The sequence below is a fragment of the Gordonia sp. 852002-51296_SCH5728562-b genome (assembly GCF_001665475.1).
GTDB lineage: Bacteria > Actinomycetota > Actinomycetes > Mycobacteriales > Mycobacteriaceae > Gordonia > Gordonia sputi.
Genome location: NZ_LZMI01000126.1, coordinates 65,107 through 92,035, shown reverse-complemented (window position 1 = coordinate 92,035; position 26,929 = coordinate 65,107). Strand labels below are relative to the sequence as shown.

Sequence of the window (26,929 nt, the reverse complement as noted above, 5' to 3'; positions counted from 1 at the left end):
TGACTCATGCCCGCCACCCAGGCCGAACGTGCTCAACACTTTTCACCACACCGCAAAAGCCGATCGGTGGATCGAGGCTTAGCGTTGCCTGAACCGGAGATCAGTAGCAACCAGAGCGGGTCTCCGTCGAGTTGCTCGACAGCCGCAGCAGCGAGCACCGCGTCGAGCGCGTCGGTGTCGTAATCGTCGCCGAGCCAGTCGGTGAAGGCCGCGTGGACGTCAGCGAGAGTCGCTGTCTGACAGGGTAATCCGTTCTCGTCAAATTCGGGCGCGTCGTAGAAGTTGGGCACGCTCATGTGATCACCCGCTCAACGAAAGCGCCGGAACGAATTGCGGCGTCACGGTCACGGAGCCGCTTGGCGACGGCATTCCAGTCCGCAGCCTGCGAGATCGCCAGGGCCGCATCCTTCATCGCATTCCGACTGTCCTCGAGTGCGTCGAGCTCCTGCTCCAAACAGCCGCGGACGCCCGCAGTGAGCAACGCACAGAACATCGCCCGGTCGACACCCTCGGGCAATTCGACGTCGATGAGTTTGTACCGAAGATTGTTTGCGCGCTCATAGGTCAGTGACGTCATGCGTCACCGTCCTTGCTCCGGCAAACCGGGCCACGATGCAACGCAACGGATTTCGGAGCTACGAGCCACGACCCGCACGACGTGCACTGCACGGCAGGCCGGTAGCCGAGTTCGACGACGACAGACACGGCAGCGACCTCAGAGCGCTCCTCAACGGTGAGCGGTTCGCTATACTCGAGGTAGTCGCGCACCCACTCGACTGCTTGAGATTCCCCGGCTCGCCCGCCGGGGTTTTTCTTTGCAATCATTCGACATCGCCGCCGATGGCGTCGTGATCGACGTCGACGAGACCGAGGTCCGCGTGTTCGGCCTGGGGTCGTGGACCGACGCGGAGCAGAGCCGCGATTCGTTCGCGTTGTTCGGAAGTGAGGGGCGGTGCCTTCGCCAAGAGTTCGCGAACATGATCCTCGATGCGCGCAGCACTGAAATCTCTTCTGGCGCTAGCGACTTCATGGGATTCTGGACCGTATGTGCGCGTGGCGTAGGCCAGTTTGGCGCGAGCAGTTCGACTCGTGCGAGATGCACCAGACAAGGGAAGCCTCCAAAGGGCAGCAAGAAACTACCCTCCGATGAGAGGCTTAAAACGCAGTCGGCCTTTGTAGACTCAGGCGGCACTCAGAGGTGCGACACGCTAACCCGTTACTCCAACCCTAGCAGCAAGAGTGCGTAGCGAAATGTCGGTCAGATGGCGTGTTGAAGCCATATCGCACAGCGCCACGATGCGATCAAACGCTGCGGTCCCTCGGTGGACTTGAATGTTGACGCCGCACTTCCGCCACGAGCCTGCCGCATCCACCTTGCACGCACATTGCAAGCTGATGCGGTTGTAGTCGCTTTCATCTGGGTCCGGCCCAGAGACATTCTTGTGGTGTTGGCGGGATCGGAACTCGCGAGCGACAGTCCATCCAGATCGACCATCTGCATAGATTGTGCGCACCAATCGCGCGACGAACCACCTCTCGTGCGCTACACCGTTGCCTTCGCAATAGATCTCGAGAATATGCGTCATTTCCACTCCACATCAATGAACTCTGGCAGAAATCGCTTCTGTCCCCGCGGAGCCCTTTGAATCGTTACAGTCATGAGTGCGTCAATGACCTTGCCGCGCGCATCCGGGCTGAGCCGCTCCCACGCAGCAGTCAGGTCACTCTCACCGTCGAGTGGACTCACCTGCCTAGCTTCGGCGATCTGACGCTCAACCTTCTCGAGCTCAGCCCGAAGATCCCCAGTGCCGCGCGCCAACTGAGAGGCATCGATTACACCCGAGGCGAACAACGCGGCCAGTTCATCGAGACGTACACGAAGCCCATCACGCCTGGTACTCATCGCCGACGTGTCTGGTCGGCTACTGACCTCGACCCTCTGCGAACTCAAATGCCCAACCACAATTGCCGAAATGTAGTCATCCAGCGCCCCTTGGTTGCGGCGCACGTGTCTGTCGAGACAGGCGTAGGACACCCTTTCTCCTGCGCGATGAACTTGCACACGTTTACCGCAGACACCGCAGCGATAGACCTGGGTGCCTTGGTATTTACGCTCGAAGGAGACGTTGTTTCGTCTGGCAGGGTCGCTAAGGATCGCCTCGACTGCGAGTTGATCGTCTCGGTCGACAATCGGTTCCCACTGCCCCCGCCCAACTACATCGCCGCGGTGGACAACCATTCCGGCGTGACGGGGGTTCAGCAGCACTCTCCTGACCGTAGTCCCGCCCCACTCCTGCCCTGTAGTGCGCGTGCGGTGGCCGGCAGCATTCCATTGCCGAGCAACACCTCGCAGTGTGCCGCCCGCGAGTATTTCTGCTGTTGCGGAGCGAATCGCCTGGGCCTCGGATTCGACGTGCAGGCCATCGGAGGTGAAGCCGAACGGAGTTTTTGTGGCGACCCACTCCCCCGCAGCGGCACGCTGGTCATTGGCCCGTTTGCGACGCTCCGAAGAGTGTTCGCTCTCTTGACGGGCGACACTTCCGAGGATTCGGGCAACCATTCGGCCAGCCGAAGTGGAGAGGTCGAGTGTGCCACTCGTGACGGTTCGTATCTCGACTCGTTGCTTGTCGACTAGCTCGATGAATCGCTCGAGCTCGATCGGCGAACGGTGTAGCCGGTCCGAGTGCCATGCAACAAGTCCCTGAATGTCACCGGCCTCGATTGCGTTGAGCATCTCTTCGTACTGTGGGCGGCGCTTACCGGAGAAGGCCGAGGTGTCGTTGTCGACGAACACGCGGATGTTGTTCCATCCCAGGGTTTCTGCGAGCTTCCGGCAGTCTTGCTCTTGTCGGTCGACACCGAGCTCGGTACCTCGAGGGTCTGAGCTGATTCGGCAGTAGATGGCGGTCGACATACCAATGACGATAGCGCGTTTAGGTGTGTAACTGGACAAACAACACCCAGGAACGTCGCCCCGCCTTTGAAGTCGACGAGAACGAGGTTGAGTTCGGCAGGCGAGTGTGTTGCCAACATGGATACGACGAGCGTGCGCAGAAACTCGGACTTTCCCGAACCCGTTGCGCCGATACATAATCCGTGCGGTCCGGTGCCTCCGTGTGCGCTCTCTTTGATGTCGAGTTCGACAGGCGTTCCGTTCGGCTGGAAACCGATCGGCACACGGAGGCGATCTTTACCGGTCCGACCGCGCCACTGCACGCTCGGATCGAAGCGGGCAACGTCGTCGATGCCGAGAAGTGCGGGCAGTCCCGGGTCGCCCGCTGTCGCCTCGGAGTCCAGGTTGGCCATGCTCGCCGCGGTTGCCACATGGTAGCGAGCGAGTTTGCGCGCGATGGCCTCCGCTTCGGCGATCGTCAACCCGTCCATGTCGGCGAACTCCTCGATGCCGACAGCGCTTCGCGCACAGACCTTGCCGCCGCGAATCATCAACTCGAGGCCGCGGCGTGCCGCGAGTCCATCTGGTGGGGCAGACAGATCGAGAACGGTCACCTGTTCGGTGCCGGCATCGTTGACCAGCCGTTCGTCTCCGGCGACGTGGCCGTCGTCGATGATCACGACGACATGCGCTCGTCCGGCCACGGGTGGCGCGGACCGGCTGAATCGACCGCGGTCGAGTAGTTCCGCCGCAAGGGACGTCTCCAGATCGGCGAGCGACTCGAAGACCATACGCAGCGGCCCCAATCCGTCGCGAAGGCTCGGATGTCCCACGTGGGGAAGCCATTTCGTCCAGTCCCATGCCTCGCCGACGGGGTCGGCGGTGACGATCGCGATCCGCAGATGGTCTGGACCGTGAAACACACACAGTTCTGCCACGAGGGCGCGCACCACGTCGCGGGTTTCTCCGCGGACGCCGCCGATGTTGACCGCCGGGAACCCGCGCAGCGAGATCGACGTCGGTAATCGGTGAACGACGGAATGCGTTCGCACAAAACGACGTAACGCGACCATCGAGACGGGTTCGAGGTCTTCGGGAGGGCCCGTCTCGGGCGGCATCAGGCGCGTCGCGAGTCCATGCGCGCCGACTCCGATCCGGACGTGTGCGAAGTCGGGATCAGAGGGCCGTCGTTCCCACATCCGACGCGTACCGATGAGCGTCGGCAGTGTGCGCGGGTCGGGATGGCTCCAGGTCAGCGCTGCGCGTTGCGCGTCGACGGTGTCGCGGACCTGGTCACGCAGTTGTCCGAGGTACCTGAAGTAGTCCTTGCGCTCCTCGTTGAGTTCCGCGGCCCGCTTACCGCCTCCGCGACCACCCGCGGCGAACATGCCGAACATCGACATGAGCATCATCAGCGGAAACATCATGAAGAGCGGATTGCTGAGAATATTGCGACCGCCGGTCGCGAACATCAATGCCAGCATGCCGACGACCGCCACGATCATGACGACCGGCAGCAGTTTCATCAACAGATTCCCGGGGACCACACGGGGCACGTCCGGCGGCGGTGCGATCGTCAACTCGCCGCCCGGCGTACGCGGCATGGCGATCCGCGCACGACGCACGAACCCCTCGGTCGTCGAAGCCAACTCATCTCCCCCCACAGAACCCGGACACACGCTGCGCCTCATGGCTTCTAGCCCTGTTGAGACTTGGCTGGTCGTCGATGTCGTAGTTCGCTATGTTAACTCCCAACCGCGGGGAGAACGGACAAACATGACATCTGTGGACACGTCGAGAATGGTCGGGGGCAGCCCGGTCGACAGCCCAGTCGGGAGCGGGCCTGCCGGCGAGCGACGCGCCAGCCGTACGACGCCGATCGAGCCGGCCCTCGTTCGCGTGTCTGTCCTGGGCGGCAATACCCAGCTCGACGTCGGGCTTCCCGCAGCCGTGCCGGTGGCGGTGCTGATCGGCGAGCTCGTCACCCAGATCACCTCGCGCGTCCCGGTCCAACACGACCCGGACGACCCCGACGTCGATCCCTCGACGCAGCCACCCGACCGCCAGCACCGTTGGACGCTCGCACTTGTCGGACAGGAGCCGCTCGTACCGAACCGAACATTGTCGGAGTCGGGTGTTCGTGACGGCGACCTGCTGATGCTGCAGTTGGTCGACACCGGCGAGTCGCCCGTGTTGTTCGACGACGTCGTCGACGCTGTCGCGCGACTCAACGATTCGGTGTTCGCGACGTGGTCGCCACTCGCCGCGCGATACGCCGGATATGTCGCGACGTTGATCGCCGCACTGGGTGCTGCAGCATCGCTGAGCCTCACTCGTCTCGGTGGAATGGGAAGCACGACAGCACTATTCGGCGGTATCGCTGCGCTGGCTTTCCTCGTCGCCGCGGCTGTTGTCGCCCGACACTTCGACGACGCGCCGTCGGCCACCGTGCTGTCGGCGTCAGCCATGCCCTTCGCATTTGTCGCGGGCCTATTGACCCCTCCCGGTACGTTCGGCGCCGCCCATCTGGCACTGGGGTGTGCGCTGGTGTTGCTCGCCGCAGTCGTCTCATATCGGGTGACCGCTGTCGGACCGATCACCCACAGCGCACTGACCACCGCGTCCACGCTGACCGGTGCAGGAGCAGTTCTGGCACTCGTCGCCGGCACCGGCATCGGCGTTGAGAAGGTGTCGGCCATCGTGGCTGCCGTCGGCCTGTTGACCGTATGCACCGCATCGCGCACGACGATCCTGCTCACCAAACTGCCTGTGCCACCGGTCCCGACAGCGGGCGCCCCGATCGACCTCGATGTCTTCGAACCCACACCGGCGATCGAGGGAATCGGCGCGATCGGTGCGATTGCACTGCCCAAAGTCGATGCGCTCGAACGACGCTCACACCTCGCCAACGCGTATCTGACCGGAATCATCGGCGGCGCAACCGCTGTCACCGCCGTGGCAGCCTGCGGCGCAGCGGCTCCCCTCTCCGGATTCCACGCGATCGCGGTCGCATACGCGATCGTCATCGGTGTGGTCCTGTGTCTGCGCGGTCGCTCGCACAGCGACCTCGCGCAGGCCGCAACGCAGATCGCCGGTGGCGCATTGACGGTGATCGCGGTGTTCGTCGGACTTACGGTGGGCGATCCGTCGCCGTGGGCGCTGATCGGGTTCGGCGTCGCCACAGCGCTCGCTGTCGTTGCCGTGATCGTCGGCAGACTCGCTGCGGTTCATGACTTCTCGCCTATGCTGCGACGCAGCGCCGAGTTGTTCGAGTACGCGCTGCTGCTCGCGGTGATCCCGTTGCTGTTGTGGATACTCGATCTGTACCGGCTCGTGCGGGAGTTCTGACGTTGTCGCGTGCACGCGCGTGTTCTGTTGTGGCAGCGATGGTGTCGTGCATTGCGGTGCTCGTGTGCTCGAGTGAGGCTCCGGCTCTCGCTGTGACACCACCGGTCATCGACACCGCCGCACTCATCAGATCTGCACCGGTCGCACCACCCGAACCCACAGAGCAACGCACACTGTGTGCCGCACCGCTTGCCGCAGAGGCGTATTCGTCGGCGACAGGTGCGCAGGCGATGATGCGGCTGCCCGATGCGTGGCGCTTCAGCAGGGGCGCAGGCCAGCGCGTCGCGGTGATCGACACCGGCGTCAGCCCGAGTCGACGACTCCCCCGGCTGACCGCGGGTGGCGACTACGTGTCGACCGGCGACGGTTTGTCCGACTGCGACGCACACGGCACTCTCGTCGCGGGCATCATCGCGGGTGCGCCGAGCAGCACCGACGCCTTCGCAGGTGTGGCACCCGACGCGTCGATCATCTCGATCCGCCAATCGAGTACGGCGTTCGGCGCCAAACGTTCTCGCGATTCCGACGATCCTCACGTCGGGAGTGGATACGGCTCGGTGCGCACGCTCGCCCACGCGGTGGTCCGCGCCGTCGACCTCGGTGCAACGGTCATCAACATCTCGGAGGTGGCGTGCGCCGCCGTGGGCGCCAAGCTCAACGACCGATCACTCGGCGCAGCGGTGCGATACGCACACGAGCGCGATGTCGTTGTCGTCGTCGCCGCAGGCAACCTGACACGCGATTCGGCATGTACGAGTCAGAATCCGATCCCGACCGGCGACGACCCGACGGGATGGCGGTCGGTGTCGATGATCGCGAGCCCCGCATGGTTTTCTCCGTACGTGCTCACCGTCGGCTCCGTGGACGCGGGCACCGGCACCCCAAGCGATTTCAGCATCAACGGCCCGTGGGTATCTGTCGCAGCGCCGGGAACCGACGTCATCAGCATCGACGGCTCGGGGCGCGTCGTGTATGCACAGCAGGATCAGTCGGGACCAATCCCCTTGCGCGGCACCAGCTTTTCGACTGCCTACGTCAGCGGCCTCGTCGCGCTCGTTCGTGCGCGCTACCCGCGTCTGACTGCAGCCGCGGTCATCGATCGTGTCACCAGAACTGCCCACGCGCCGGGCACCGGTCGCGATACCCGTATCGGATTCGGAGTCGTCGACCCCGTTGCGGCACTCACCGCAGAACTCGACGACACTCCGCGCGCCGACGCCGTCGCACATCCGATCGCGGCACCGCCGTCACCGCAGGCACCCGATCACACCGCCCGCAACGTCGCCCTGCTCGGTACGGGGGCGGCCGCGGTGCTCATCGTGGTGGTTCTTGCACTTGCGCTGCCGCATCGACGCACCCGCACGCTCAGTCCCGATGAGTACTGACACGCCGGAGCCGTCGGCTACTTCGACGACGTCCGCGCGGGCCGCAACTCGCGCGGCAGCGCGAACGTCAGCGTCTCCTCGGCGGTGTTGACCTTCTCGACGGAGTCGTAGCCGCGTTCGGCGAGGTAGTCGAGCACTCCACGCACCAAGACCTCCGGCACTGACGCGCCGGAGGTGACTCCGACCGTCGAGACGCCGTCGAGCCATGCGTCGTCGATCTCGCGGGCGTAGTCGACGAGGTGGCCGTCCTTGGCGCCGTTCTGCACCGCGACCTCGACAAGCCGCACCGAGTTCGACGAGTTCTTGGACCCCACCACGATCACCAGGTCGCACTGCGGAGCCATCGCCTTCACCGCGACCTGGCGGTTCTGGGTGGCGTAGCAGATGTCGTCGCTCGGTGGGTCATTGAGAAGTGGGAACTTCTCCCGCAGCCTGCGCACGGTTTCCATCGTCTCGTCGACAGACAGTGTGGTCTGCGAAAGCCAGATCACCTTGGACTCGTCGCGCACGGTCACCTTGTCGACGCTGTCGGGGCCGTCGACGATCTGGATGTGCTCGGGAGCCTCGCCGGAGGTTCCCTCGACCTCCTCATGGCCCTCGTGGCCGATCAGCAGGATGTCGTAATCATCGCGGGCGAAACGCTTGGCCTCCTGGTGCACCTTGGTGACCAGCGGACAGGTGGCGTCGATGGTCTTGAGGCTGCGGGCCGCAGCCGTGCGATGCACCTCTGGCGACACCCCGTGTGCGGAGAAGACGACGATCGCGCCCTCCGGGACCTCGTCGGTCTCGCCGACGAACACGGCGCCACGCTCGGTGAGCGTGTCGACGACGTGCCTGTTGTGAACGATCTCTTTGCGCACGTAGACGGGTGCTCCGTGCTTGTCCAGGGCGCGTTCGACGGTCTCGACCGCACGGTCGACGCCCGCGCAGTAACCGCGCGGCTCGGCCAGCAGGACACGCTTGGGTTCAGACATGGTCTCCAGGGTACGTGGTGTCGGGCCCGCGAACCGCCGCGCTTCGGGTTGGTGTGACGCAGACCAGATGGCAGAGTGTGGTCATGGTTCGCGCACCCTATCCTGCACGTATCGCCGCAGGTCTCATCGTCGTGGCAATCGAAGAGACCCGCCGACTGCCGACTCGCCTGTTCACGCTGCCCATGACAGCGGTTAGTCAGACGCTGCAAGCCGGCATGCGGGCGCAGCAGCAGATCGCCGAACTGGCGATCAAGGGCGACGAGGCCCTCGACCTCCTCTTCGACAAACCCGACGAACAGCCCGAGTGGGCACGCTTCGACGAAGATGAGCTGACCGAAATCGATCCGGGGACACCCATCGAGAGCCCGGACACCGAACCAACCGTGACCCGAACCGCCGAGGTCACCACGCTGCACGCGACACCGAAGACGCCTGCGAAGTCGAAGACGGCCGCGAAGTCGTCCTCGAAGCCCGCGGCAAGCCACAAGACCTCGACCCACGAGGGCGCGTCCACGAAGACCGCGACCGAGAAGAACACTCACAAGAGCACCGCGACCAAGGACTCAGCGCCTGCAAAGGCCCCCACGAAGGCGGTCGACGCCGCGACGACCACCAAGCCTGCGGAACCCGCGAAGGCCGCGACACCGGAGTCGAACTCCGCGGCCAAGACCGCGGCGCCGCGTGCCGACGCCGGGCGGTTCGCGCTCTACAGCTCAGCACCCGCCGACCTCATCGCGGGCGAGACACCCACCTCCGACGACGATGTCTCCGACGTCGACAAGCCGGAGATCGTCGAGTTCATCGAGTACGACTCCCTGACTCTGGCCCAACTGCGCGCCAAACTGCGGGCCGTCGACCTCGACGACCTCACCGCGCTGGTCGCATACGAAACAGCGACCAAGAACCGGGCGCCGTTCATCACGATGCTCGACAACCGGATCACCGCCCAGAACAAGCGGTCGTGACCTCGGCGAACGCAACGCCGCCCGGGAACTCCAAAGACACGGGCAACTCCAGAGACACGGGCAATAATGCCGACAACCCGTGGCCGGTACGCACCGTCAATCGCAAGATCGCGGAGTGGATCAACAAGCTCGGTCAGATCTGGGTGGAGGGTCAGGTCACCCAGGTCTCGCGCCGACCGGGTACCCGCACCTCGTTCCTCACGCTTCGCGATCCGGCCGCAGACATCTCGATCACCGTCACCTGCAGCCCCGACCTGTTGATGCGCACCGAGGTCCCCGTGACCGAGGGCAGCCACGTCGTGATGCTCGGCCGACCCGACTTCTACGCCGGCCGCGGCACGATCTCCTTGCGCGTCACCGACATTCGACCCATCGGCGTCGGCCAGCTGTTGCTGCGCATCGAACGTCTCAAACAACTCCTCGCGGCGGAGGGGCTCTTCGATCCGCGCCTCAAGCGGTCGCTGCCGTTCCTCCCGCGCACCGTCGGGTTGATCTCCGGACGCGCGAGCGCCGCCCAGCGCGACGTGATGTCGGTGGCGCAGACACGGTGGACGCAGGTGCGCTTCGCGGTCCGCGACGCTCCCGTCCAGGGACCGACAGCGGTGCCACGCATCCTGGCCCACCTCGCCGATCTCGACGCCGACCCCGACGTCGACGTCATCGTGATCGCACGCGGCGGAGGCAGCGTCGAGGATCTACTCCCTTTCTCCGACGAGGCACTGCTGCGGGCCGTCGCAGCATGTACCACGCCCGTCATCAGCGCGATCGGCCATGAACCCGACAATCCGCTCCTCGACCTCGTCGCCGACATCCGCGCCGCCACCCCGACCGATGCGGCCAAGCGCGTCGTCCCCGACGTCACCGCAGAACTCGCCGGCATCGCAGAGATGCGTCGACGCAGCGCCCACGCACTCCGTCACTGGGTCCACCGCGAAGACCGGGTGATCGCGGGCCTGCGTGCACGGCCCGTCCTCGCCAACCCGTTCACCATGATCGACCGACGCTCCGACGACGTCGACCGCATGCGGCGCGACATCCGACGCGACGTCAGCAGGATGGTCGACGCCGAGCAGCGCCGCGTCGAACATCTCTCCGCGCGCCTGGCGACACTCGGTCCGGCACAGACCCTCGCCCGCGGGTACGCCGTCGTCCAACGCGTCGACGACGGCGACCCTCACGTGGTGACCTCGACCGACCAAATGCCCGCGGGCGCGCGACTGCGCATCCGCGTCGGCGACGGCGCAGCCACGGCTGAGGTCACGTCAGAAGCACCCGACGCCGAGAAACGCACAGCGAAGACCACCGACGACGACACCCCCAGCACACAGAGGAGCACGAAGTGACCGGCCCTGCGAAAGGCAAGTCCACCAAGCCGATTCCGGTGGCGCAGCTCGGTTACGAGCAGGCCCGCGACGAGCTCATCGAGGTCGTCACGACACTCGAACACGGTGGCCTCGACCTCGACGCATCGCTAGCGCTCTGGGAACGCGGCGAAGCATTGGCGACGCGCTGCGAGGAACACCTCACCGGAGCGCGTGACCGTATCGAAGCCGCCCTCTCGCCCGATGACAGCGAGGATGACGACGAGTTCGACGACTCAGACCCCGACGAGGACTGAGCTCACCCACGCCGGGCTCACCGGGACTGGGATCGGGAGTCCTACTTCGGCAGTGGCTGCTGAGCGAGCACCGACTGCGCCATCTGCTCCATCTCGGAGTCGGGACCGCGTGACATCACGGCAATCCGCACGTCGGAGAGGTCGGTGATCCAGAACTTGTTGCCGTCGTGCGTCGAATAGGTCACCCAGGTGTGCCCGCCGATGTCCTTGGTGCCCGTTCCCGATGACACGTCGTCGCCGCCGAGCTTCTGGACGAGATCGTCCTCGGACGCATCGGTTTGCGTGAGCTGCAGATAGGCGCCGGTGCCGGTGACCCAACCAACGTTGCTCGACGTCGAGCCGCCTGCCATCTCCCCGGTGCTGCCCGAGTTCGGCTTCCAGCCCTCCGGCGTCGGGGGTCGTCGAATCGGGAACGGCATGGTCCGCGCGTCGGCGGCGAGTCCGTTGTGCACGTCGTACGCGGGGGTTTTGTCGTCGGAGGCGGTGCCGGTCAGTCCCACCGAACAGTTGCCGGACGCGATCGCCACCAGTGCGCAGACCGCCAGCAACGGGATCAGCGTCCAGATCATGTCCTTGCCGCTGGTCAGGATGCGGGGTTTGCTCGCCATGGCTGACGAGTATCCCAGCCGCAAGCCACACCCTGCGTCGCGCCCCTCGACGAGCGTGCGCGCCGCCACAATCGACCGCCACCGTCACGCGGTACGGTTCCGTATGCGCGCGCTACAGCTCGTCATGTCCCGTGTCGGGTCCACCGTCCGGCTCAGTGGCAGAGGACGCATCGCCGTCGTCGTGTTGTCCACACTGATCGCCGCGGCAACCCTTGCTGCGTGCGGCGGTTCCGACGACCAGCGCAACGGCATGGACGAGATCCGTTCTTCCGGCGTGCTGCGTGTCGGCACCGAGGGCACCTACGCGCCGTTCAGCTATCGCGATCCCACGACGGGCGAGCTCGCAGGCTACGACGTCGACGTTGCGAACGCGGTCGCCAAGAAGATGGGCGTGCGGGCCGAATTCGTCACAACTCCTTGGGATTCCATCTTCGCCGGACTGGAGTCGGGCAGATTCGACGTCGTCGCCAACCAGGTGTCGATCACGCCGGAACGCAAGGCCAAATACGACCTCTCCAAGCCATACGCCGTCAGCGAGGGTGTCATCGTCACCCGCGCCGACGACAACTCCATCCACTCGCTCGACGACCTCAAGGGCAAGACCACCGCGCAGTCGGCCACGAGTAACTGGGCACAGGTGGCCCGCGACGCGGGCGCGAACGTCGAATCCGTCGAGGGCTTCACCCAGGCGATCAAGCTGCTCAACCAGGGGCGCGTCCAGGCAACCGTGAACGACAGCGTCGCGGTCTACGCCTACTTCGCCGAGACCGGCGACAAGAGCGTGAAGATCGCCGCCAAGACCGGAGACACCAGCGAGCAGGCCTTCGCCGCCAGAAAGAACAGCGGGATCACCGGCGACATCAACAAGGCACTCGACGAGCTCAGTGCCGACGGAACCCTGTCGACCATCTCGCAGAAGTACCTCAAGGCGGATGCCAGCGGAAGCGCTGCCGCACAGCAGCAGCAGGCAGTGCCGCGCAGCACGTGGAAGATCATCGGCGACAACCTGTGGCCGATGGCCAAGGCGACCATCACCGTCACCATGCCGCTCGCCGCGATCAGTTTCGTGATCGGTCTGGTGATCGCCTTGATCGTGGCGCTGGCACGGCTCTCGCAGACACGACTGATCAACTGGCTGGCGCGCGCCTACATCTCGATCGTCCGTGGCACGCCACTGTTGGTGCAGTTGTTCATCATCTTCTACGCGCTACCCGAGTTGGGCATCAAGGTGCCGCCGTTCCCCGCCGCCGTCGTCGCGTTCTCGCTCAACGTCGGCGGGTACGCCGCCGAGATCATCCGCAGCGCGATCCTCTCGGTTCCGAAGGGGCAGACAGAAGCGGCCCAGACGATCGGCATGAATTACCGCACGACGATGCGTCGGATCATCCTGCCGCAGGCGGCACGCAACGCGGTGCCGGGCTTGTCCAACACGTTGATCTCGTTGGTCAAGGACACCTCCCTGGCGTCGACGATCCTGGTGACCGAACTGCTGCGGGTCGCCCAGCTCGCCGCAGCACCGACATTCGAGTTCTTCGCGCTCTACACCACCGCAGCCATCTACTACTGGATCGTGTGCATGGTCCTGTCCGCCCTGCAGAACAGGCTCGAGTCCCGATTGGGAAGGTTCGTGACGTCATGAGTGAACCCGTCAGCAAGCAGCCGGAGCGAGTCGTCGACGTCGCCGGGCTGCAGAAGTCCTTCGGCGACAACCACGTTCTGCGCGGCATCGACTTCACCGTCGACCGCGGCACGGTGACCGTCATCGTCGGCCCATCCGGCTCGGGCAAGACCACCATCCTGCGATCGCTCAACGCCCTCGACATCCCCGACGCCGGAGTCATCCGCGTCGGGGAGCAGACGATCGACTTCGACGGCACGTACTCGAAATCCGACATCGCCAGGTATCGCGCGCAGAGTGCGATGGTGTTCCAGAACTACAACCTCTTTCCTCACATGACGGTCCTCGAGAACGTCATCGAGGGGCCCGTCACGGTGCAGCGTCGCAGCAAGGCCGACGCCACTGCGGAGGCCGAAGCACTGCTGGCCAGCGTCGGGCTCGCCGAGAAGCGCAACCAATACCCGCACCAGTTGTCGGGCGGCCAGCAGCAGCGAGTGGGGATCGTCCGCGCCGTCGCGCTGCATCCGCAGGTCCTGTTGTTCGACGAACCGACGTCGGCGCTTGATCCCGAACTCGTCGGCGACGTGCTGAAAGTGCTCAAGGGTCTCGCCGAGGAGAGCTGGACGATGGTCGTCGTGACCCACGAGATCCGATTCGCGCAGGAGGTCGCCGACCAGGTGCTGTTCGTCGACGGTGGTGTGATCGTCGAGCAGGGCGGCCCCGACGCGGTGATCGCACATCCCGCGGAGGAACGCACCCGTCAGTTCCTCCGTCGCATCCTCGACCCCCTCTGAGGCCTCCACAACCCGCGTGCGCTGCATCGACGCGTCAGATCACTCCCGAGGCGGGTGCGTGAACTCGCACTCGTCATGAAAGGATGATCGATGGGCGTCATTCGCCCGATGCCGCGTACGCCACTGCGGCCGCGTCACTGCCAACGCCAAGGAGTCGATCAGACATGACAGCCGAAAACCACCAGGCACCCGACCGCAACCTTGCCATGGAGCTGGTGCGGGTCACCGAGGCCGCGGCACTCGCCGCAGGACGCTGGGTGGGACGCGGCGAGAAGAAGAAGGGCGACGGTGCGGCCGTCGACGCGATGCGCGAACTCCTGTCGACAGTCTCCATGCGCGGCGTCGTCGTGATCGGTGAGGGCGAAAAGGACGAGGCCCCGATGCTGTTCAACGGCGAAGAGGTCGGCAACGGATTCGGCCCCGACTGCGACGTCGCGGTCGACCCCATCGACGGCACCACGCTGATGGCCGAGGGTCGCCCCAACTCGATCGCCGTCATCGCGGTCAGCGAGCGCGGCACCATGTACGACCCGTCTGCCGTCTTCTACATGGACAAGATCGCCGTCGGCCCGGAAGCCAAGGGCGCCATCAACATCGACGAGTCGGTCGAGTGGAACATCAACTCGGTCGCCAAGGCCAAGGGCATCGACGTCGGCGATCTGACCGTCGTCGTCCTCGACCGTCCGCGCCACGCCGACCTCATCGGAGAAATCCGCAAGGCAGGCGCCAAGATCCGCTTGATCTCCGACGGCGACGTCGCGGGCGCGATCGCCGCTGCCGGTGACTACTCGACGGTGGACATGCTCATGGGTGTCGGCGGTACGCCGGAGGGCATCATCACCGCAGTCGCGATGAAGTGCATGGGCGGCGAGATCCAGGGCAAGCTGTGGCCGCGCAACGACGAAGAGCGCCAGAAGGCGATCGACGCCGGACACGACCTCGACCGGGTGCTGGGCACCGATGACCTGGTCCGCGGCGAGAACTGCTTTTTCGCGGCAACCGGCGTCACCAACGGCGACATGCTCCGCGGCGTCACCTACCGCCGTGGCGGCGCGACCACCCGTTCGCTGGTCATGCGCTCGAAGTCGGGAACCATCCGCCGCATCGAGGCCGTGCACCGCACCACCAAGCTGCGCGAGTACGCGCGCCTCGACATCTAGCCAGAGCCCCTATACGACGCGCCGCATCCCGACCCGGTCGATGTCCTCACCGGTCGGGGCGGCGACGGCGAGCACCTCGTCGAACCCGGCTACGATGCACTCGGCGAACAGTTCCGGGTCGGAGATCGACGCGGCGTCGCAGTTGAGCCCGAGGCATGCCGTGGCGTTGTGCGTGATCATCGTTGCCATCACCGCGCATCCGGGGAGCGGTCCGAACGGGAACAACCGCTCGACCTTCGCACCCGCCACGAACGTCTCCCACGGGATACCCGGCACATTGCTGGCCTGCAGATCATTCATGCTCGTCGCGCCACTGAACTGACCGAGAAGCTCACCCGGCATCCACGCCAGCACCGACCCCAGTGTGTTGAAGATGTCGACGGCGGGCTCCGTGCGCGCGGCACGCACCTGCTCGCGGATCGTCAACACACGCTCGAACGGGTCGTCGATGCCCATCGGCCCGGCAAGCCTGCCGACCGCGATGCGGTTACCACCCTCGGGATCTTCTGGTCGACGCACCGAGATCGGGATCGCGACGGGAATCGCGTCGACCTGCTCACCCATCTTCTCGTGATAGATGCGGAAGCCACCGATCAGCCCGCCGAGATAGACGTCGTTGATCGACGCCTTCATCGACTTCGCCACCGCTTTCAGCTCAACGAATGGCACCTCGAACGCAAGGAAGCGCCAGGAGAGGCTGCGGTCGGCGAGCAGCGGCGAACCGGGCGGACTCACGAGGCCGGCAACGCGCGGCACCGACCGCCCGTAGCGCAGCACCTTGCTCAACGCTTGCTTGGGATCTGTCAGCGCCAACGCTCCGCGCAACACCACGCCCGCACGGTAGGGCGTACGTCGAATCTCCTCCCCCACCTGTCGAGCGAGCACCTCGAACGCCGACAGTTCGGTCGGCGGCGGCGCGGGTGGCTGAGGCTTGTCCGGGATCGGCTCACGCGAAGGCGAATGCAGTTGCGCAAGAGCGAGAATCGCGCCGAGTCCATCGGTCAACGCGTGATGCGCCTTGAGGAAGTACGCGGTCTTGCCGTCGGCGAGGCCGGTGATCAGGTAGCCCTCCCACGGCGGTCGCGCCGGGTCGAGCGCGGTCATCGCCAATTGCTCACACGTCGACAGCAGTTCGCCCATCGAGCCGTCGCCGGGCAATCGGATGCGTCGAACGTGATAGTGGAGATCGAACTCCGGGTCGACGGCCCAACTCGGCGTGCCGGTGTGCAGCGGCGAATCAACAACGCGCGAACGGAATCTGGGCGCCATCCGGCTGCCCCAGTCGTGTGCCGCGATCAGTCTGTCCCAGTCGGGTTCGCAATCGTAGATCTCGATCATCGAGATCGTCCCGCGCAGTCGACGGTCGGTGTCGCCGCGCCACATCAGCGCGTCGACCGGACTCATGTGCTGCTCGGTGCCCCACTCGAGGGGTTGGTCCTCACTCATTCGACAGCCTCCCCTGCGTCGTCACTGCGGCTCTCGTCCTGTTGCGAATCATCGTGTTCTGCAGTTCCGTTCGGCTCCGGCCACTCCGCCAGCGCGGTGATGAACATCTGGCGTACCTCCTCGGTGTGGTCGTCGATCGTCTCCGCCTGCCACTCCGATGTGTCGACGGGCGGCAACACGCGCACCTCGATCGTGCCCGGTGCCACGAGTTGCGAACCACGCCACATCAATTCGCCGACATTGCGCAGCACGACCGGAACGATGGGCACCCCTGCCTGCATGGCGATGTGGAAGGGCCCCTTCTTGAACCGTCCGATCCGCGGCGTCGGCGATCGCGTGCCCTCCGGCGCCACGACCAACGAGGCGCCCTCGTCGCGCAGCTTGCGTACGGCCGGCTCGAGCTGATTGATGGCCTTCCCGGCGTCGGCTCGATCGATGAAGACCAACCCTGCTGCGTCGAGAATCTGACCGAACACCGGAAGCCGTTGGATCTCCTTCTTCGCCACACCCGTCGCGTTGCGTTGGATCAGGTGGATCATGACGGGGAGGTCGAGTTTCGACTGATGGTTGAACGCGAACACGCAGGGACGGTCCGACGTCAGGTATTCGGCGCCGTCGAGGACGTCGACATGCACACCGGCCAACGCCAGCCCGACGTCGTTCCCGTTGGCGATGCCCGCCTGGACGGCGCTCTCGAATCGACTGCGCGCCACGACGCCGCCCGCGATTCCGGCGGCGGCACCGGCGAGAAACGATCCGTACATCGCACCGGTACGCAGAGCCATCCCGAAGCGATTGTGTGATGGATTGCGTAGTTCGAGGATCAGCCACCCTCTGGATTCCGCCTCGGCCCGCAGCGTCCTCCGAGGCGAGACCGCTGCGGGATGTCCGACGCTTTCGAGATACGGGATGTCCTCGTTGCCGTCGCTGTAGGCGAAGGACGCGTCGAGATCCATGTTGTGCTCGCGCGCCAGGGAGCGCACCGCCGCCGCTTTACCCGGTCCCCAGAGCGGACGGCCGAGCACCTCCCCGGTGACGATGCCGTCGACCACCTCGACGTCGGTGGCCAAGGCGTGATCAGCCTCGATTTCGCGTGCGATGGGCTCGATCTGGAATCGCGTCGCCGACGACGCGATCACGATACGGTGCCCCATCTCGCGGTGCGCGTTGAGGATCTGCCACATCTGAGGACGTAGTTTGGCGGCCGTCTCCTGCCGAAAGAGCCTGTCTCCCAAGTCCAAAAGCTCCGCGTACGTCTTGCCCGCGAACGTCGGCTTGGTGGCTTGGAGCACCTCCGCGTAGTCCTGTTCGGACTCCACTCCACGCAGTCCGATCAGCGCGAAGTCGGCGACCTCCCCGATCCCGAACTCCATACTTCGTATCCGGGCTCCGAAAAGTGCTGTCGCAGAGAACCCTTCGATCAGGGTCCCGTCGTAGTCGAAGAACGCGCCGATGTGCTTGCCGCGCGGTGCAGAGCGGATCTCGGCCAGGCGATCGCCCAGTGCGCTCATACCGCCGTCACTCCGGTCTGCTTCGCCTCGATCTCGGCGATTCTCGCAAGACGATCCCGCATGTCCTTGACCTCGTCGAGCCACTCCTGCCGTGCCGCAACCAGATCGCGTCCGTCGTGGGGATCGATCAATCCCCGATTCTCGGCCAGCTTGTACGCGGCGGTGTAGAGCTCCGTCGACACCGAATCCCTGCTCTTCACGACGCCCTGCAGCGCAAGCTGCTTACCCAACCCGAGGCAATCGGCGATGATCTCCTGCTTCTCGCGGGACTCCTCGCCCAGTTCCACCAGCCGCCGCGACACGACCAATTGCGCGTCGAAGAAGGGCTGAAGGGTTCTGCGGGCAAACAGCTCTCCCGACATCGCGACGAAGGTGTCGTGCAACCACGCGGGCGTTGGCCTGACCTTTCGCCACTCGGGCGCGATGAGATCCATCTCGGCGCCGAGTCGGTGCAGAAACTCCTGCTTTGTCGGGAAGAAGAACTCGAACTTCAGCAGATCCCGAATCCGCAGCGCCTCGGCTTGCGCTGCGGCCAGGCGTGTTTCGCGATCGTCGTCGATGGTTCGACGGTCCGCGGCGAACAGCGCGACCTCGACGATCGCACGGTCGACGAAATGATGGATCGCACCATTGCGGTAGTACGCGGCCACCGCGTGGTTCTCCCCGGCTATCGACCACACGTCGTCGACACCGCCCGCGAAATGGGTCAGCACACCCGCGTCGGTCAGTTCTTTCAACGTGGATTTCAGCCCTAGTCCCCGGCACATCGCCGGATCGGGTCCCGGTAGCTCGCGACGCTCGATGTAGGCGAGCAGCGGCCGCAGTATGTCCTCGATCTCTTTGGCCGTGTATGCCCGATCACCCGCCCCCAACAGCGCGAAACCCGCAAGCGAGGTCGCCGAAATCGGTGTCGCCGCGTTGATCTCGTCCATCACCTTGAAGGCGATCTTCTCCAAGCGTGCGGGATCGTCCTCGCTCAACTCGACGATCGACTCCCGCAGCGAAAACGGCTCACCGAACCGCACCCGCGCCTCACCGAGGTAGGACCGCTGCGCCTTGGCGTATTTGAGCAGCCACGTCACATCTTCGGGTTTCTTTGTGCCACCGGCAGATTCGCGGGCGATCGCCGCGATCTCGTGAAGCTGGTCGTAGACGATCGAGGTGGGCACCACCATGACGTCCGCGGTGTCGAGTTGCTCGACGGCGTCGACGACGTAGGCGAGCAGCCCCATCATCGGCGGACGGAGCTTGCCCGTGCGGCTGCGACCGCCCTCGATGTACCACTCGAGGTTGAACCGCTTCTCGACGATGAACGACAGGTATGCGCGCATCGCGAACTTGTAGACCGGGTCGTCGCCGAACTTGCGGCGAATGAAGATCACTCCGGCACGTCGGGCAATTGCCGCGAGTGGCCACAGCGCCAGGTTGTTGCCGCCGAGCACCAGATTGGGCGGAAAGTCATGGCGCCGTAGCACATCGGAGAGAACCAGCGTGTCGACGTACGACCGGTGCGATGGCAGGAACACCAAGCCGTGGGTCTTGTTGAGATTGCGCAGTTCGCTCAACGTGTCGAGGTCGGCCGAGACCGTCCAGGTACGTTCGTACAGCTTGCCGAAGGTCGTCGAGAACACGTCGTCCATCAGCGGGCTCTGCGTGGCCACGAACGTCGACATCTTGTCGATCGCATCCTGGATGACCGCCGCCGCAGGGCGACCGAGATCGGCGGCGAGCTTGGCGGCATTGGCCTGAAAGCGCGCCGACGAACCGATCTGCTGCGCCACGAGTTTCGGCACCTTGTAGCGGTCGCCGATCAGTTGTCGCTCGGCGCGCTCCGCGGACAGTGCGGCCGCCAGTTCGACGAATCGTCCGAAGTCTTCTCCCTCGGCCGACGACTGCTCGTGCCTGCGGCGCAACTCCTCCACGGTCGCCGGTTCGCCCGCGACCACTCGCACACGGTCGGGCGCACGCTTCTTGATCGCTCCCTGACGAAACGCGGGTGGTCGCCGCGGGTTGGACAGCACCAGAACGTCGGCCATCGACACGCGGCGCTCACCCTTGCGCATCGGGGGAAGCCAGACAACCCGGGCGGGAATCAGCGTCGTTGCCGGGTCAAGGGTCTCGGGATCGACTTCGTCGAGTGTGCGCACCGGGGCGTCGGGATGTCTGCTCGACGCCCATTCGGCGACGGCCTCGCGTTCACAGTTCGTTCGAACCTCGGCGAGCACGATTGCTGCCAATGCGTTCCCCTCCCGTGTTGACATCACTGAATCGACAACAGTTCAGTGAACTGTGACCCACCACACACTAATACCCCTTCCGTTCCTCACGCACATCGGACTAGGGCTGTGACGAATCCCCGTGGCGTGGCCCACATCAGGCACCGGGACGCGGGAGGGTCGCTGACCGGCCGCGATAGGATTCGCACGTGAGCAAACCAGCCCTTGCTCCGGAGTTTCGCTATGCCGAATTGCTACCCTCCGGCGCCGATGACACGCCCTATCGCCTGATCACCACCGAGGGGGTCTCGACGGTCGACGTCGACGGCCAGACCTTCCTCAAGGTCGCGCCGGAAGCCCTCGAACGCTTGACGTCGGAGGCGATGCACGACATCAGCCACTACCTGCGCCCCGCACACCTGCGGCAGTTGCGCAAGATCATCGACGACCCGGAGGCGTCGGGCAACGATCGTTTCGTCGCGCTCGATCTGCTCAAGAACGTCAACATCTCCGCGGGCGGCGTGCTGCCGATGTGCCAGGACACCGGCACAGCGATCGTCATGGGCAAGAAGTCCGAGGGGGTGCTGACCGGCGTCGACGACGGCGAGTGGATCTCGCGCGGCGTCTACGACGCGTACACCAAACTCAACCTGCGCTACTCACAGCTCGCGCCCTTGACGACATACGACGAGAAGAACACGGGCACCAATCTGCCTGCGCAGGTGGAGATCTACTCGACCCAGCAGGGGCCGAAGGGACCTGAGTACAAGTTCCTCTTCATGGCCAAGGGCGGCGGCAGCGCCAACAAGTCGTTCCTGTTCCAGGAGACCAAGGCGATCCTCAACCCCGACCGCCTGCTGACCTTCCTCGACGAGAAGATCCGGTCACTGGGTACCGCCGCCTGTCCGCCGTACCACCTCGCCGTCGTCATCGGCGGGACGTCGGCCGAATTCGCCTTGAAGACAGCGAAATACGCATCGGCGCACTACCTCGACACGCTCCCCACGGAGGGCTCGATGTCGGCGCATGGCTTCCGGGACGTCGAGCTCGAGGAGGAGGTCTTCAAGCTGACCCAGTCCTTCGGCATCGGCGCCCAGTTCGGCGGCAAGTACTTCTGCCACGACGTCCGGGTCGTGCGTCTGCCGCGTCACGGCGCATCGTGCCCGGTGGCCATCGCGGTCTCGTGCTCGGCCGACCGCCAGGCACTGGGCAAGATCACCTCCGAGGGCGTGTTCCTCGAGCAGCTCGAAACCGATCCGGCGCAGTACATGCCGGACGCCGGCGTCGCCGAGGACATCGAGGGAGGGCAGGTCGTCGAGATCGATCTCAACCGGCCGATGCCGGAGATCCTCGCCGAACTGTCGAAGTATCCGGTCAAGACTCGACTGTCGCTGACCGGGCCCCTCGTCGTGGCTCGCGATATCGCACACGCCAAGATCAAAGAACGCCTCGACGCGGGCGAGCCGATGCCGCAGTATCTGCGCGATCACCCCGTCTATTACGCGGGTCCGGCCAAGACTCCCGAGGGCATGGCGTCGGGTTCGTTCGGACCGACGACGGCGGGTCGCATGGACTCCTATGTCGAGCAGTTCCAGGCCGCAGGCGGATCAATGGTCATGTTGGCCAAGGGAAATCGCTCCAAGCAGGTCACCCAGGCATGCGACGCGCACGGGGGCTTCTACCTCGGTTCGATCGGCGGCCCGGCAGCTCGCCTCGCCCTCGATTGCATCAAGAGCCAGGAGGTCATCGAGTACCCGGAGCTCGGGATGGAAGCGGTCTGGAAGATCGAGGTCGAGAACTTCCCGGCCTTCATCGTCGTCGACGACAAGGGCAACGACTTCTTCACCGACCCGTCCGGCACGGTGACGGTCCCGCTCGGGGTGCGCGTCAGGTCCTGACCGGGCCGCGGATGGGCGGTAGGTCGCGGCGAGTAGCGTGGATTGAGGTAGTCCTAACCCACCGCAGACATCCGGAGGACGCATCAGATGAGCGAGCAGCAGTACCGCATCGAGCACGACACCATGGGCGAGGTCAAGGTCCCCGTCGACGCACTGTGGCGCGCACAGACGCAACGCGCCGTCGAGAACTTCCCGATCAGTCACCGCCCGCTCGAGCGCACGCAGATCCGTGCGATGGGACTGCTCAAGGCCGCCTGCGCGCAGGTCAACAAGGACCTCGGCCTGCTCGACGCCACCAAGGCCGACGCCATCATCGCCGCTGCCAAGGAGATCGCCGAGGGCAAGCACGACGACCAGTTCCCCATCGACGTCTTCCAGACCGGGTCGGGCACCAGCTCGAACATGAACGCCAACGAGGTGATCGCGTCGATCGCGAAGGCGAACGGCGTCGAGGTTCACCCGAATGACGACGTCAACATGTCGCAGTCGTCGAACGACACCTTCCCCACCGCGACGCACGTCGCTGCGACCGAGGCCGTCGTCACCGACCTGATCCCCGCGCTCGACCACCTGCGGTTGGCACTGCTCGCCAAGGCCGAGGAGTGGCGCGAGGTGGTCAAGAGCGGCCGCACCCACCTGATGGACGCGGTGCCGGTCACGCTCGGCCAGGAGTTCAGCGGTTACACCAGGGCTGTCGAAGCAGGCATCGAGCGTCTTGTCGCGACGCTGCCGCGGGTCGGCGAGGTGCCCATCGGTGGCACCGCCGTCGGAACCGGTCTCAACGCCCCCGACCACTTCGGCACCAAGGTCGTCGAAGAACTGGTCAAGCTCACCGACGTCGACGCGATCACGTTGGCCAAGAACAACTTCGAGGCGCAGGCCGCCCGCGACGGACTCGTGGAACTGTCCGGTCAGCTCAAGACCATCGCGGTCTCGTTGACCAAGATCGCCAACGACGTCCGGTGGATGGGTTCCGGTCCGCTCACCGGTCTCGCCGAGATCCACCTCCCCGACCTCCAGCCAGGCAGCTCGATCATGCCGGGCAAGGTCAATCCCGTTCTGCCCGAGGCGGTTACGCAGGTCGCGGCGCAGGTCATCGGCAACGACGCGGCGGTGACCTGGGGTGGCGGCAACGGTGCGTTCGAGCTGAACGTCTACATCCCGATGATGGCGCGCAACGTCCTCGAATCGCTGAAGCTCCTCGCCAACGTGTCTCGGCTGTTCGCCGACCGCTGCATCTCCGGCCTCAAGGCCGATGAGGAGCGCCTGCGGACTCTCGCCGAGAGCTCGCCGTCGATCGTCACGCCGCTCAACTCGGCCATCGGTTACGAGGAGGCCGCGGCGGTCGCGAAGCAGGCCCTCAAGGAGAAGAAGACGATCCGGCAGACCGTTCTCGATCGTGGTCTCGTCCCCGACAAGCTCAGCGAAGAGGAACTCGACAAGCGCCTCGACGTGTTGAAGATGGCCAACCTCGACCACAAGCGCTGAGTCATGACCGATCTCGCGCCCTTCCCCACCGACTGGCAGACGGCGCTCGCGCTCGTGGCGCATCCGGATGATCCGGAGTACGGCATGGCGGCGGCGGTCGCGAAGTGGACGAGCGAAGGCAAACGCGTCGTGTACGCGCTGGCGTCAAGCGGTGAGCTCGGCATCGAAGGCATGGCGGCAGCCGAGGCCGGTCCGCTTCGAGAAGGCGAACAACGCGCGTCTGCCGCCATCGTCGGCGTCGACGAGGTGGAGTTCTGGGGCTTTCCGGACAGCAACATTCGCAACACTCCCGAGCTCCGCGCCGCGATCGCAGAGACGATCCGACGGGTCGGCCCGCAGGTGGTGCTCTCGCTCTACGGCGGAGCGGAGTGGGCGCCGGGTAAACCCAACCAGCGCGATCACATGGAGTTCGCCGCAGCGGTTCTCGATGCGTACGACTCACTCGGCGACGAAGCTCCGCGCTGGCTGTTCGAGAACGGTCCACACCCGACGCACGCCGTCGACGTCACCGAGCAGATCGATGTCGCAGTGAATTCCCTTGCGGCACATGAGGTGTACCTCAGAGTGCTCGATCCCGACACACCGGTCGTCGACCAGGCGCGTGCACAGATCGAACTCGTGAGCGCGCCGCGCGACGACTTCGGTGGTCGTCGCGCGGCGTGCTTCGAGCTCAAGAGGACGCGCGCTACTTCGGAGTGACGGCCGAGTCGCCCTCGGGTTCACTGGCCCTCACTTCGTCCTATATGTGTGTCATATCGAAGGACGTGGGTGGTGAAGCACCCACGTCCTTCGATTCAACACATATTCAGCGCGCGGCTACCGCCGCGAGTGCGCTATTTGGTCCCGAGCAGAGTCGGGATGAGGTTGACCAGTTGCGTCAAGAGGTCACTCAACCCCTTGTCGCCCAGGATGTCTGACACTCCCGGCAGGCTCGGCGTTGTAGGCGTCTTCGGCGTCGTTCCCGACGGCGCGGTGGTCGACGGCCCGTCGCCCGTGGGGGCGGCGGCGTTGACGCCGATGGTGATCTTGGGGTGCTTGGCGGGGTCGAGCCACGCGAGGATCTTGCGCATCACGTCGCGATCGATGGCAACGCAGCCCTGCGTCGGCTCGCCGTTGGTGACGTGGAGGAACATCGCCGACGCCTTGCCGGGGGTGCGCTGCGGGTTGTGTGCGATGTTGACCGCGTAGTCGTACACCGGACCTGCGTCGTAGAGGTTCTCGCTGTCACCGCCGGGGCTGTTCGCCTGGCGGACGTGGGTGTTGTAGGTCGGGGACTTCATGTTGGAGTCCCACCAGTCCTGACGCGTCGCCTGGAAGTACGGCATCTTGGTGCCGGGGTTGGCCTGCCTACCGAACGCCTGGTCCAGCGCGAAGGTGCCCTCGGGCGTGCGATAGACGTTGTCCTTGGGCTCCCCCATTCCCAGCGAACCCAGGAACGCCTTGGTCGGCCCGAACACGGGCTTCCACGACTTGTCCGCACCCTTCTCGAACGCGGTGAGCGTCGCGGTGGGGTCGGACGCCTTGGGTGCCGTGACCACGATCATCTGGCCGGTGTCCGACGCCGTGGTACCCGGCTTCGACGATCCGTTACCCGCGAGAGTGTCGAGGATTCCGTCGACCTGCGGGATACCGACAGAGGGCAACGTCGGCGTTCCCGTGTGGGGTGTCGTGGGTGATGTGGGAGCGGGCGATGTCGGAGTTGTCGAGGTTCCCGGCGCGGCCAATGCCTGGCCGGCACCGGCAACGATTGCAGCCATCACCGCAATCGCTACAAGTCCCAACAGTCTCATTCGCCTCACCAGTAACTTCTGCACCACTCAAGTGTGGCAAATGGCATCAGGGCGTGAGTCTCAGGGGCATCACGGTGCTGCACTGATCGGATGACAGAGCAGTGAAAACTGCTACTTGAACATGAACTCAGCCTCATCTATTGTCTTTTGGTGATGCAGCGCACACCGACCACCGTCGGCGACTGCTCACACACTTCGAAGGGACATCAGATGAGCACTGTCAACACCGTCACGGGCCCCGTGGACTCGGGCGACCTGGGCCCGACTCTCATCCACGAGCACATCTTCGTCCTCGGCGAGGAGTACCGGGAGAACTACCAGGACGACTGGGACGAGGATCGCAAGATCGCCGACGCCGTGCGCGATCTGCGCGAGCTCAAGGGGCTTGGAATCGACACCATCTTCGACCCGACGGTGCTCGGCCTGGGCCGCTACATCCCCCGGATCAAGAAGATCGCCGACCAGGTCGACCTGAACATCGTGGTGGCGACGGGCCTCTACACCTACAACGACATTCCCTTCCAGTTCCACTACACCGGCCCGGGACTGCTCTTCGACGTCGACGAGCCGCTGGTGAACCTCTTCGTCCGCGACCTCACCAAGGGCATCGCCGACACCGACGTGCAGGCCTCGTTCCTCAAGTGCGCCATCGAAGAGCAGGGCCTGACGCCCGGCGTCGAACGCGTGATGCGGGCCGTCGGCCAGGCACACGTTCAGACCGGTGCACCGATCACCGTGCACACCAACCCGCACACCGGCTCGGGCCTTGTCGCGCAGCGTGTTCTGCGCGAGGAGGGCGTCGACCTGAGCAAGGTCGTCATCGGACATTCCGGCGACTCGACCGACCTCGACTACCTCATGAAGCTTGCCGACGAGGGATCGATCCTGGGCATGGATCGCTTTGGACTCGACGTCCTGCTGCCCTTCGACGACCGCATCAACACCATCGTCGAACTGGCCAAACGCGGTTACGCCGATCGGATGGGACTTGCCCACGATGCGTCGTGCTTCATCGACTGGTTCGATCCCGAGGCCAAGAAGCAGGCGGTCCCGAACTGGAACTACCGCCACATCAGCGAGGACGTGCTGCCCGCCCTGCGTGAACGGGGTGTGAGCGACGCCGACATCACCACCATGCTCGTCGACGTCCCGCGCCGCTACTTCGAGTGACCACCATGCGCCCGGGGCGACTACCGCCCCGGGCGCATGCAGCTCCA

General features: G+C 65.1%; 22 protein-coding genes and 1 pseudogene. 12 read left to right on the top strand and 11 right to left on the bottom strand.

Annotated elements, in window-relative coordinates; translation table 11 throughout:
- Positions 1 to 32: 32 nt before the first annotated feature.
- From A5766_RS21040 to eccCa, 5 genes and pseudogenes are all read right to left on the bottom strand, one after another.
- Positions 33 to 296 carry a hypothetical protein gene (locus A5766_RS21040; protein WP_064906242.1) on the bottom strand — a complete coding sequence of 88 codons (264 nt, stop codon included), beginning with the start codon at positions 294 to 296 and terminating at the stop codon, positions 33 to 35.
- Positions 293 to 577, bottom strand: a complete 285-nt coding sequence (locus A5766_RS21035; RefSeq protein WP_064906240.1) for a DUF2742 domain-containing protein — start codon at positions 575 to 577, stop codon at positions 293 to 295. The genes A5766_RS21040 and A5766_RS21035 overlap by 4 nt, the downstream gene beginning before the upstream one ends.
- Positions 574 to 825 carry a DUF6011 domain-containing protein gene (locus A5766_RS25200; RefSeq protein ID WP_064906238.1) on the bottom strand — a complete coding sequence of 84 codons (252 nt, stop codon included), beginning with the start codon at positions 823 to 825 and terminating at the stop codon, positions 574 to 576. Before A5766_RS25200 ends, A5766_RS21035 begins: the two co-directional genes overlap by 4 nt.
- Before the next feature lie 757 nt (positions 826 to 1,582).
- Complete coding sequence (locus A5766_RS21025; RefSeq protein ID WP_064906236.1) at positions 1,583 to 2,914, bottom strand: recombinase family protein; 1,332 nt, start codon at positions 2,912 to 2,914, stop codon at positions 1,583 to 1,585.
- Positions 2,908 to 4,542: pseudogene (gene eccCa, locus A5766_RS21020) on the bottom strand (type VII secretion protein EccCa); the annotation flags it as partial. The pseudogene eccCa and the gene A5766_RS21025, both read right to left, overlap by 7 nt.
- Before the next feature lie 127 nt (positions 4,543 to 4,669).
- Between eccCa and eccD the strand changes: the two are divergent.
- The gene (eccD, locus tag A5766_RS21015) at positions 4,670 to 6,241 is read left to right on the top strand and encodes a type VII secretion integral membrane protein EccD (RefSeq protein WP_442902981.1); all 1,572 of its coding nucleotides are present in this window, start codon (positions 4,670 to 4,672) and stop codon (positions 6,239 to 6,241) included.
- A gap of 38 nt (positions 6,242 to 6,279) precedes the next feature.
- Positions 6,280 to 7,626: a type VII secretion-associated serine protease mycosin gene (gene mycP / locus A5766_RS21010; protein ID WP_064906248.1), complete on the top strand. Its 1,347-nt coding sequence runs from the start codon at positions 6,280 to 6,282 to the stop codon at positions 7,624 to 7,626.
- A gap of 17 nt (positions 7,627 to 7,643) precedes the next feature.
- On the opposite strand, the gene A5766_RS21005 is transcribed toward mycP, so the two are convergent.
- Positions 7,644 to 8,600 carry a 4-hydroxy-3-methylbut-2-enyl diphosphate reductase gene (locus A5766_RS21005; protein WP_005207952.1) on the bottom strand — a complete coding sequence of 319 codons (957 nt, stop codon included), beginning with the start codon at positions 8,598 to 8,600 and terminating at the stop codon, positions 7,644 to 7,646.
- Between the two features lie 83 nt (positions 8,601 to 8,683).
- Between A5766_RS21005 and A5766_RS21000 the strand changes: the two genes are divergently transcribed.
- The 3 genes from A5766_RS21000 to A5766_RS20990 are packed head-to-tail and all read left to right on the top strand — an operon-like array spanning position 8,684 to position 11,183.
- Positions 8,684 to 9,565: a lipid droplet-associated protein gene (locus tag A5766_RS21000; protein WP_064906246.1), complete on the top strand. Its 882-nt coding sequence runs from the start codon at positions 8,684 to 8,686 to the stop codon at positions 9,563 to 9,565.
- Positions 9,562 to 10,908 carry an exodeoxyribonuclease VII large subunit gene (gene xseA / locus A5766_RS20995; RefSeq protein ID WP_064865486.1) on the top strand — a complete coding sequence of 449 codons (1,347 nt, stop codon included), beginning with the start codon at positions 9,562 to 9,564 and terminating at the stop codon, positions 10,906 to 10,908. Before A5766_RS21000 ends, xseA begins: the two co-directional genes overlap by 4 nt.
- The gene (locus A5766_RS20990) at positions 10,905 to 11,183 is read left to right on the top strand and encodes an exodeoxyribonuclease VII small subunit (RefSeq protein WP_064863618.1); all 279 of its coding nucleotides are present in this window, start codon (positions 10,905 to 10,907) and stop codon (positions 11,181 to 11,183) included. Before xseA ends, A5766_RS20990 begins: the two co-directional genes overlap by 4 nt.
- Positions 11,184 to 11,224: 41 nt before the next feature.
- On the opposite strand, the gene A5766_RS20985 is transcribed toward A5766_RS20990, so the two are convergent.
- Positions 11,225 to 11,791 carry a DUF4245 domain-containing protein gene (locus tag A5766_RS20985; protein WP_064863670.1) on the bottom strand — a complete coding sequence of 189 codons (567 nt, stop codon included), beginning with the start codon at positions 11,789 to 11,791 and terminating at the stop codon, positions 11,225 to 11,227.
- Positions 11,792 to 11,894: 103 nt separating this feature from the next.
- Here A5766_RS20985 and A5766_RS24125 point away from each other — a divergent pair, with 103 nt between their 5' ends.
- The 3 genes from A5766_RS24125 (at position 11,895) to glpX (ending at position 15,363) form a co-directional block, all read left to right on the top strand.
- Complete coding sequence (locus A5766_RS24125) at positions 11,895 to 13,430, top strand: ABC transporter permease subunit (RefSeq protein ID WP_082965590.1); 1,536 nt, start codon at positions 11,895 to 11,897, stop codon at positions 13,428 to 13,430.
- Positions 13,427 to 14,203 (top strand): amino acid ABC transporter ATP-binding protein, encoded by a 777-nt coding sequence (locus A5766_RS20975; protein ID WP_005207946.1) that lies wholly within the window; start codon positions 13,427 to 13,429, stop codon positions 14,201 to 14,203. Before A5766_RS24125 ends, A5766_RS20975 begins: the two co-directional genes overlap by 4 nt.
- Before the next feature lie 164 nt (positions 14,204 to 14,367).
- On the top strand, positions 14,368 to 15,363 hold the full coding sequence (gene glpX / locus A5766_RS20970) for a class II fructose-bisphosphatase (protein ID WP_005207945.1): 996 nt from the start codon (positions 14,368 to 14,370) through the stop codon (positions 15,361 to 15,363).
- Positions 15,364 to 15,372: 9 nt separating this feature from the next.
- On the opposite strand, the gene A5766_RS20965 is transcribed toward glpX, so the two are convergent.
- The 3 genes from A5766_RS20965 to A5766_RS20955 are packed head-to-tail and all read right to left on the bottom strand — an operon-like array spanning position 15,373 to position 20,557.
- Complete coding sequence (locus A5766_RS20965; protein ID WP_005207944.1) at positions 15,373 to 16,809, bottom strand: wax ester/triacylglycerol synthase domain-containing protein; 1,437 nt, start codon at positions 16,807 to 16,809, stop codon at positions 15,373 to 15,375.
- On the bottom strand, positions 16,806 to 18,320 hold the full coding sequence (locus A5766_RS20960; protein WP_064906232.1) for an HAD-IB family hydrolase: 1,515 nt from the start codon (positions 18,318 to 18,320) through the stop codon (positions 16,806 to 16,808). Before A5766_RS20960 ends, A5766_RS20965 begins: the two co-directional genes overlap by 4 nt.
- Positions 18,317 to 20,557 carry a glycerol-3-phosphate 1-O-acyltransferase gene (locus A5766_RS20955; protein WP_005207942.1) on the bottom strand — a complete coding sequence of 747 codons (2,241 nt, stop codon included), beginning with the start codon at positions 20,555 to 20,557 and terminating at the stop codon, positions 18,317 to 18,319. Before A5766_RS20955 ends, A5766_RS20960 begins: the two co-directional genes overlap by 4 nt.
- A gap of 188 nt (positions 20,558 to 20,745) precedes the next feature.
- On the opposite strand from A5766_RS20955, the gene A5766_RS20950 reads away from it, so the two are divergent.
- The 3 genes from A5766_RS20950 to A5766_RS20940 all read left to right on the top strand — a co-directional run bounded on the left by A5766_RS20950 (position 20,746) and on the right by A5766_RS20940 (position 24,621).
- The gene (locus A5766_RS20950) at positions 20,746 to 22,434 is read left to right on the top strand and encodes a fumarate hydratase (protein ID WP_005207941.1); all 1,689 of its coding nucleotides are present in this window, start codon (positions 20,746 to 20,748) and stop codon (positions 22,432 to 22,434) included.
- Positions 22,435 to 22,521: 87 nt separating this feature from the next.
- Positions 22,522 to 23,922: a class II fumarate hydratase gene (locus A5766_RS20945; RefSeq protein WP_005207940.1), complete on the top strand. Its 1,401-nt coding sequence runs from the start codon at positions 22,522 to 22,524 to the stop codon at positions 23,920 to 23,922.
- Positions 23,923 to 23,925: 3 nt separating this feature from the next.
- The gene (locus A5766_RS20940) at positions 23,926 to 24,621 is read left to right on the top strand and encodes a PIG-L deacetylase family protein (protein ID WP_005207939.1); all 696 of its coding nucleotides are present in this window, start codon (positions 23,926 to 23,928) and stop codon (positions 24,619 to 24,621) included.
- A 134-nt stretch (positions 24,622 to 24,755) separates the two neighbouring features.
- On the opposite strand, the gene A5766_RS20935 is transcribed toward A5766_RS20940, so the two are convergent.
- A complete protein-coding gene (locus A5766_RS20935; RefSeq protein WP_039856631.1) occupies positions 24,756 to 25,712 on the bottom strand; it encodes a L,D-transpeptidase family protein in 957 nt (318 codons plus the stop codon).
- 210 nt (positions 25,713 to 25,922) lie between these two features.
- Between A5766_RS20935 and A5766_RS20930 the strand changes: the two genes are divergently transcribed.
- Positions 25,923 to 26,882 carry a phosphotriesterase family protein gene (locus A5766_RS20930; RefSeq protein ID WP_005207937.1) on the top strand — a complete coding sequence of 320 codons (960 nt, stop codon included), beginning with the start codon at positions 25,923 to 25,925 and terminating at the stop codon, positions 26,880 to 26,882.
- Positions 26,883 to 26,929 lie beyond the last annotated feature (47 nt).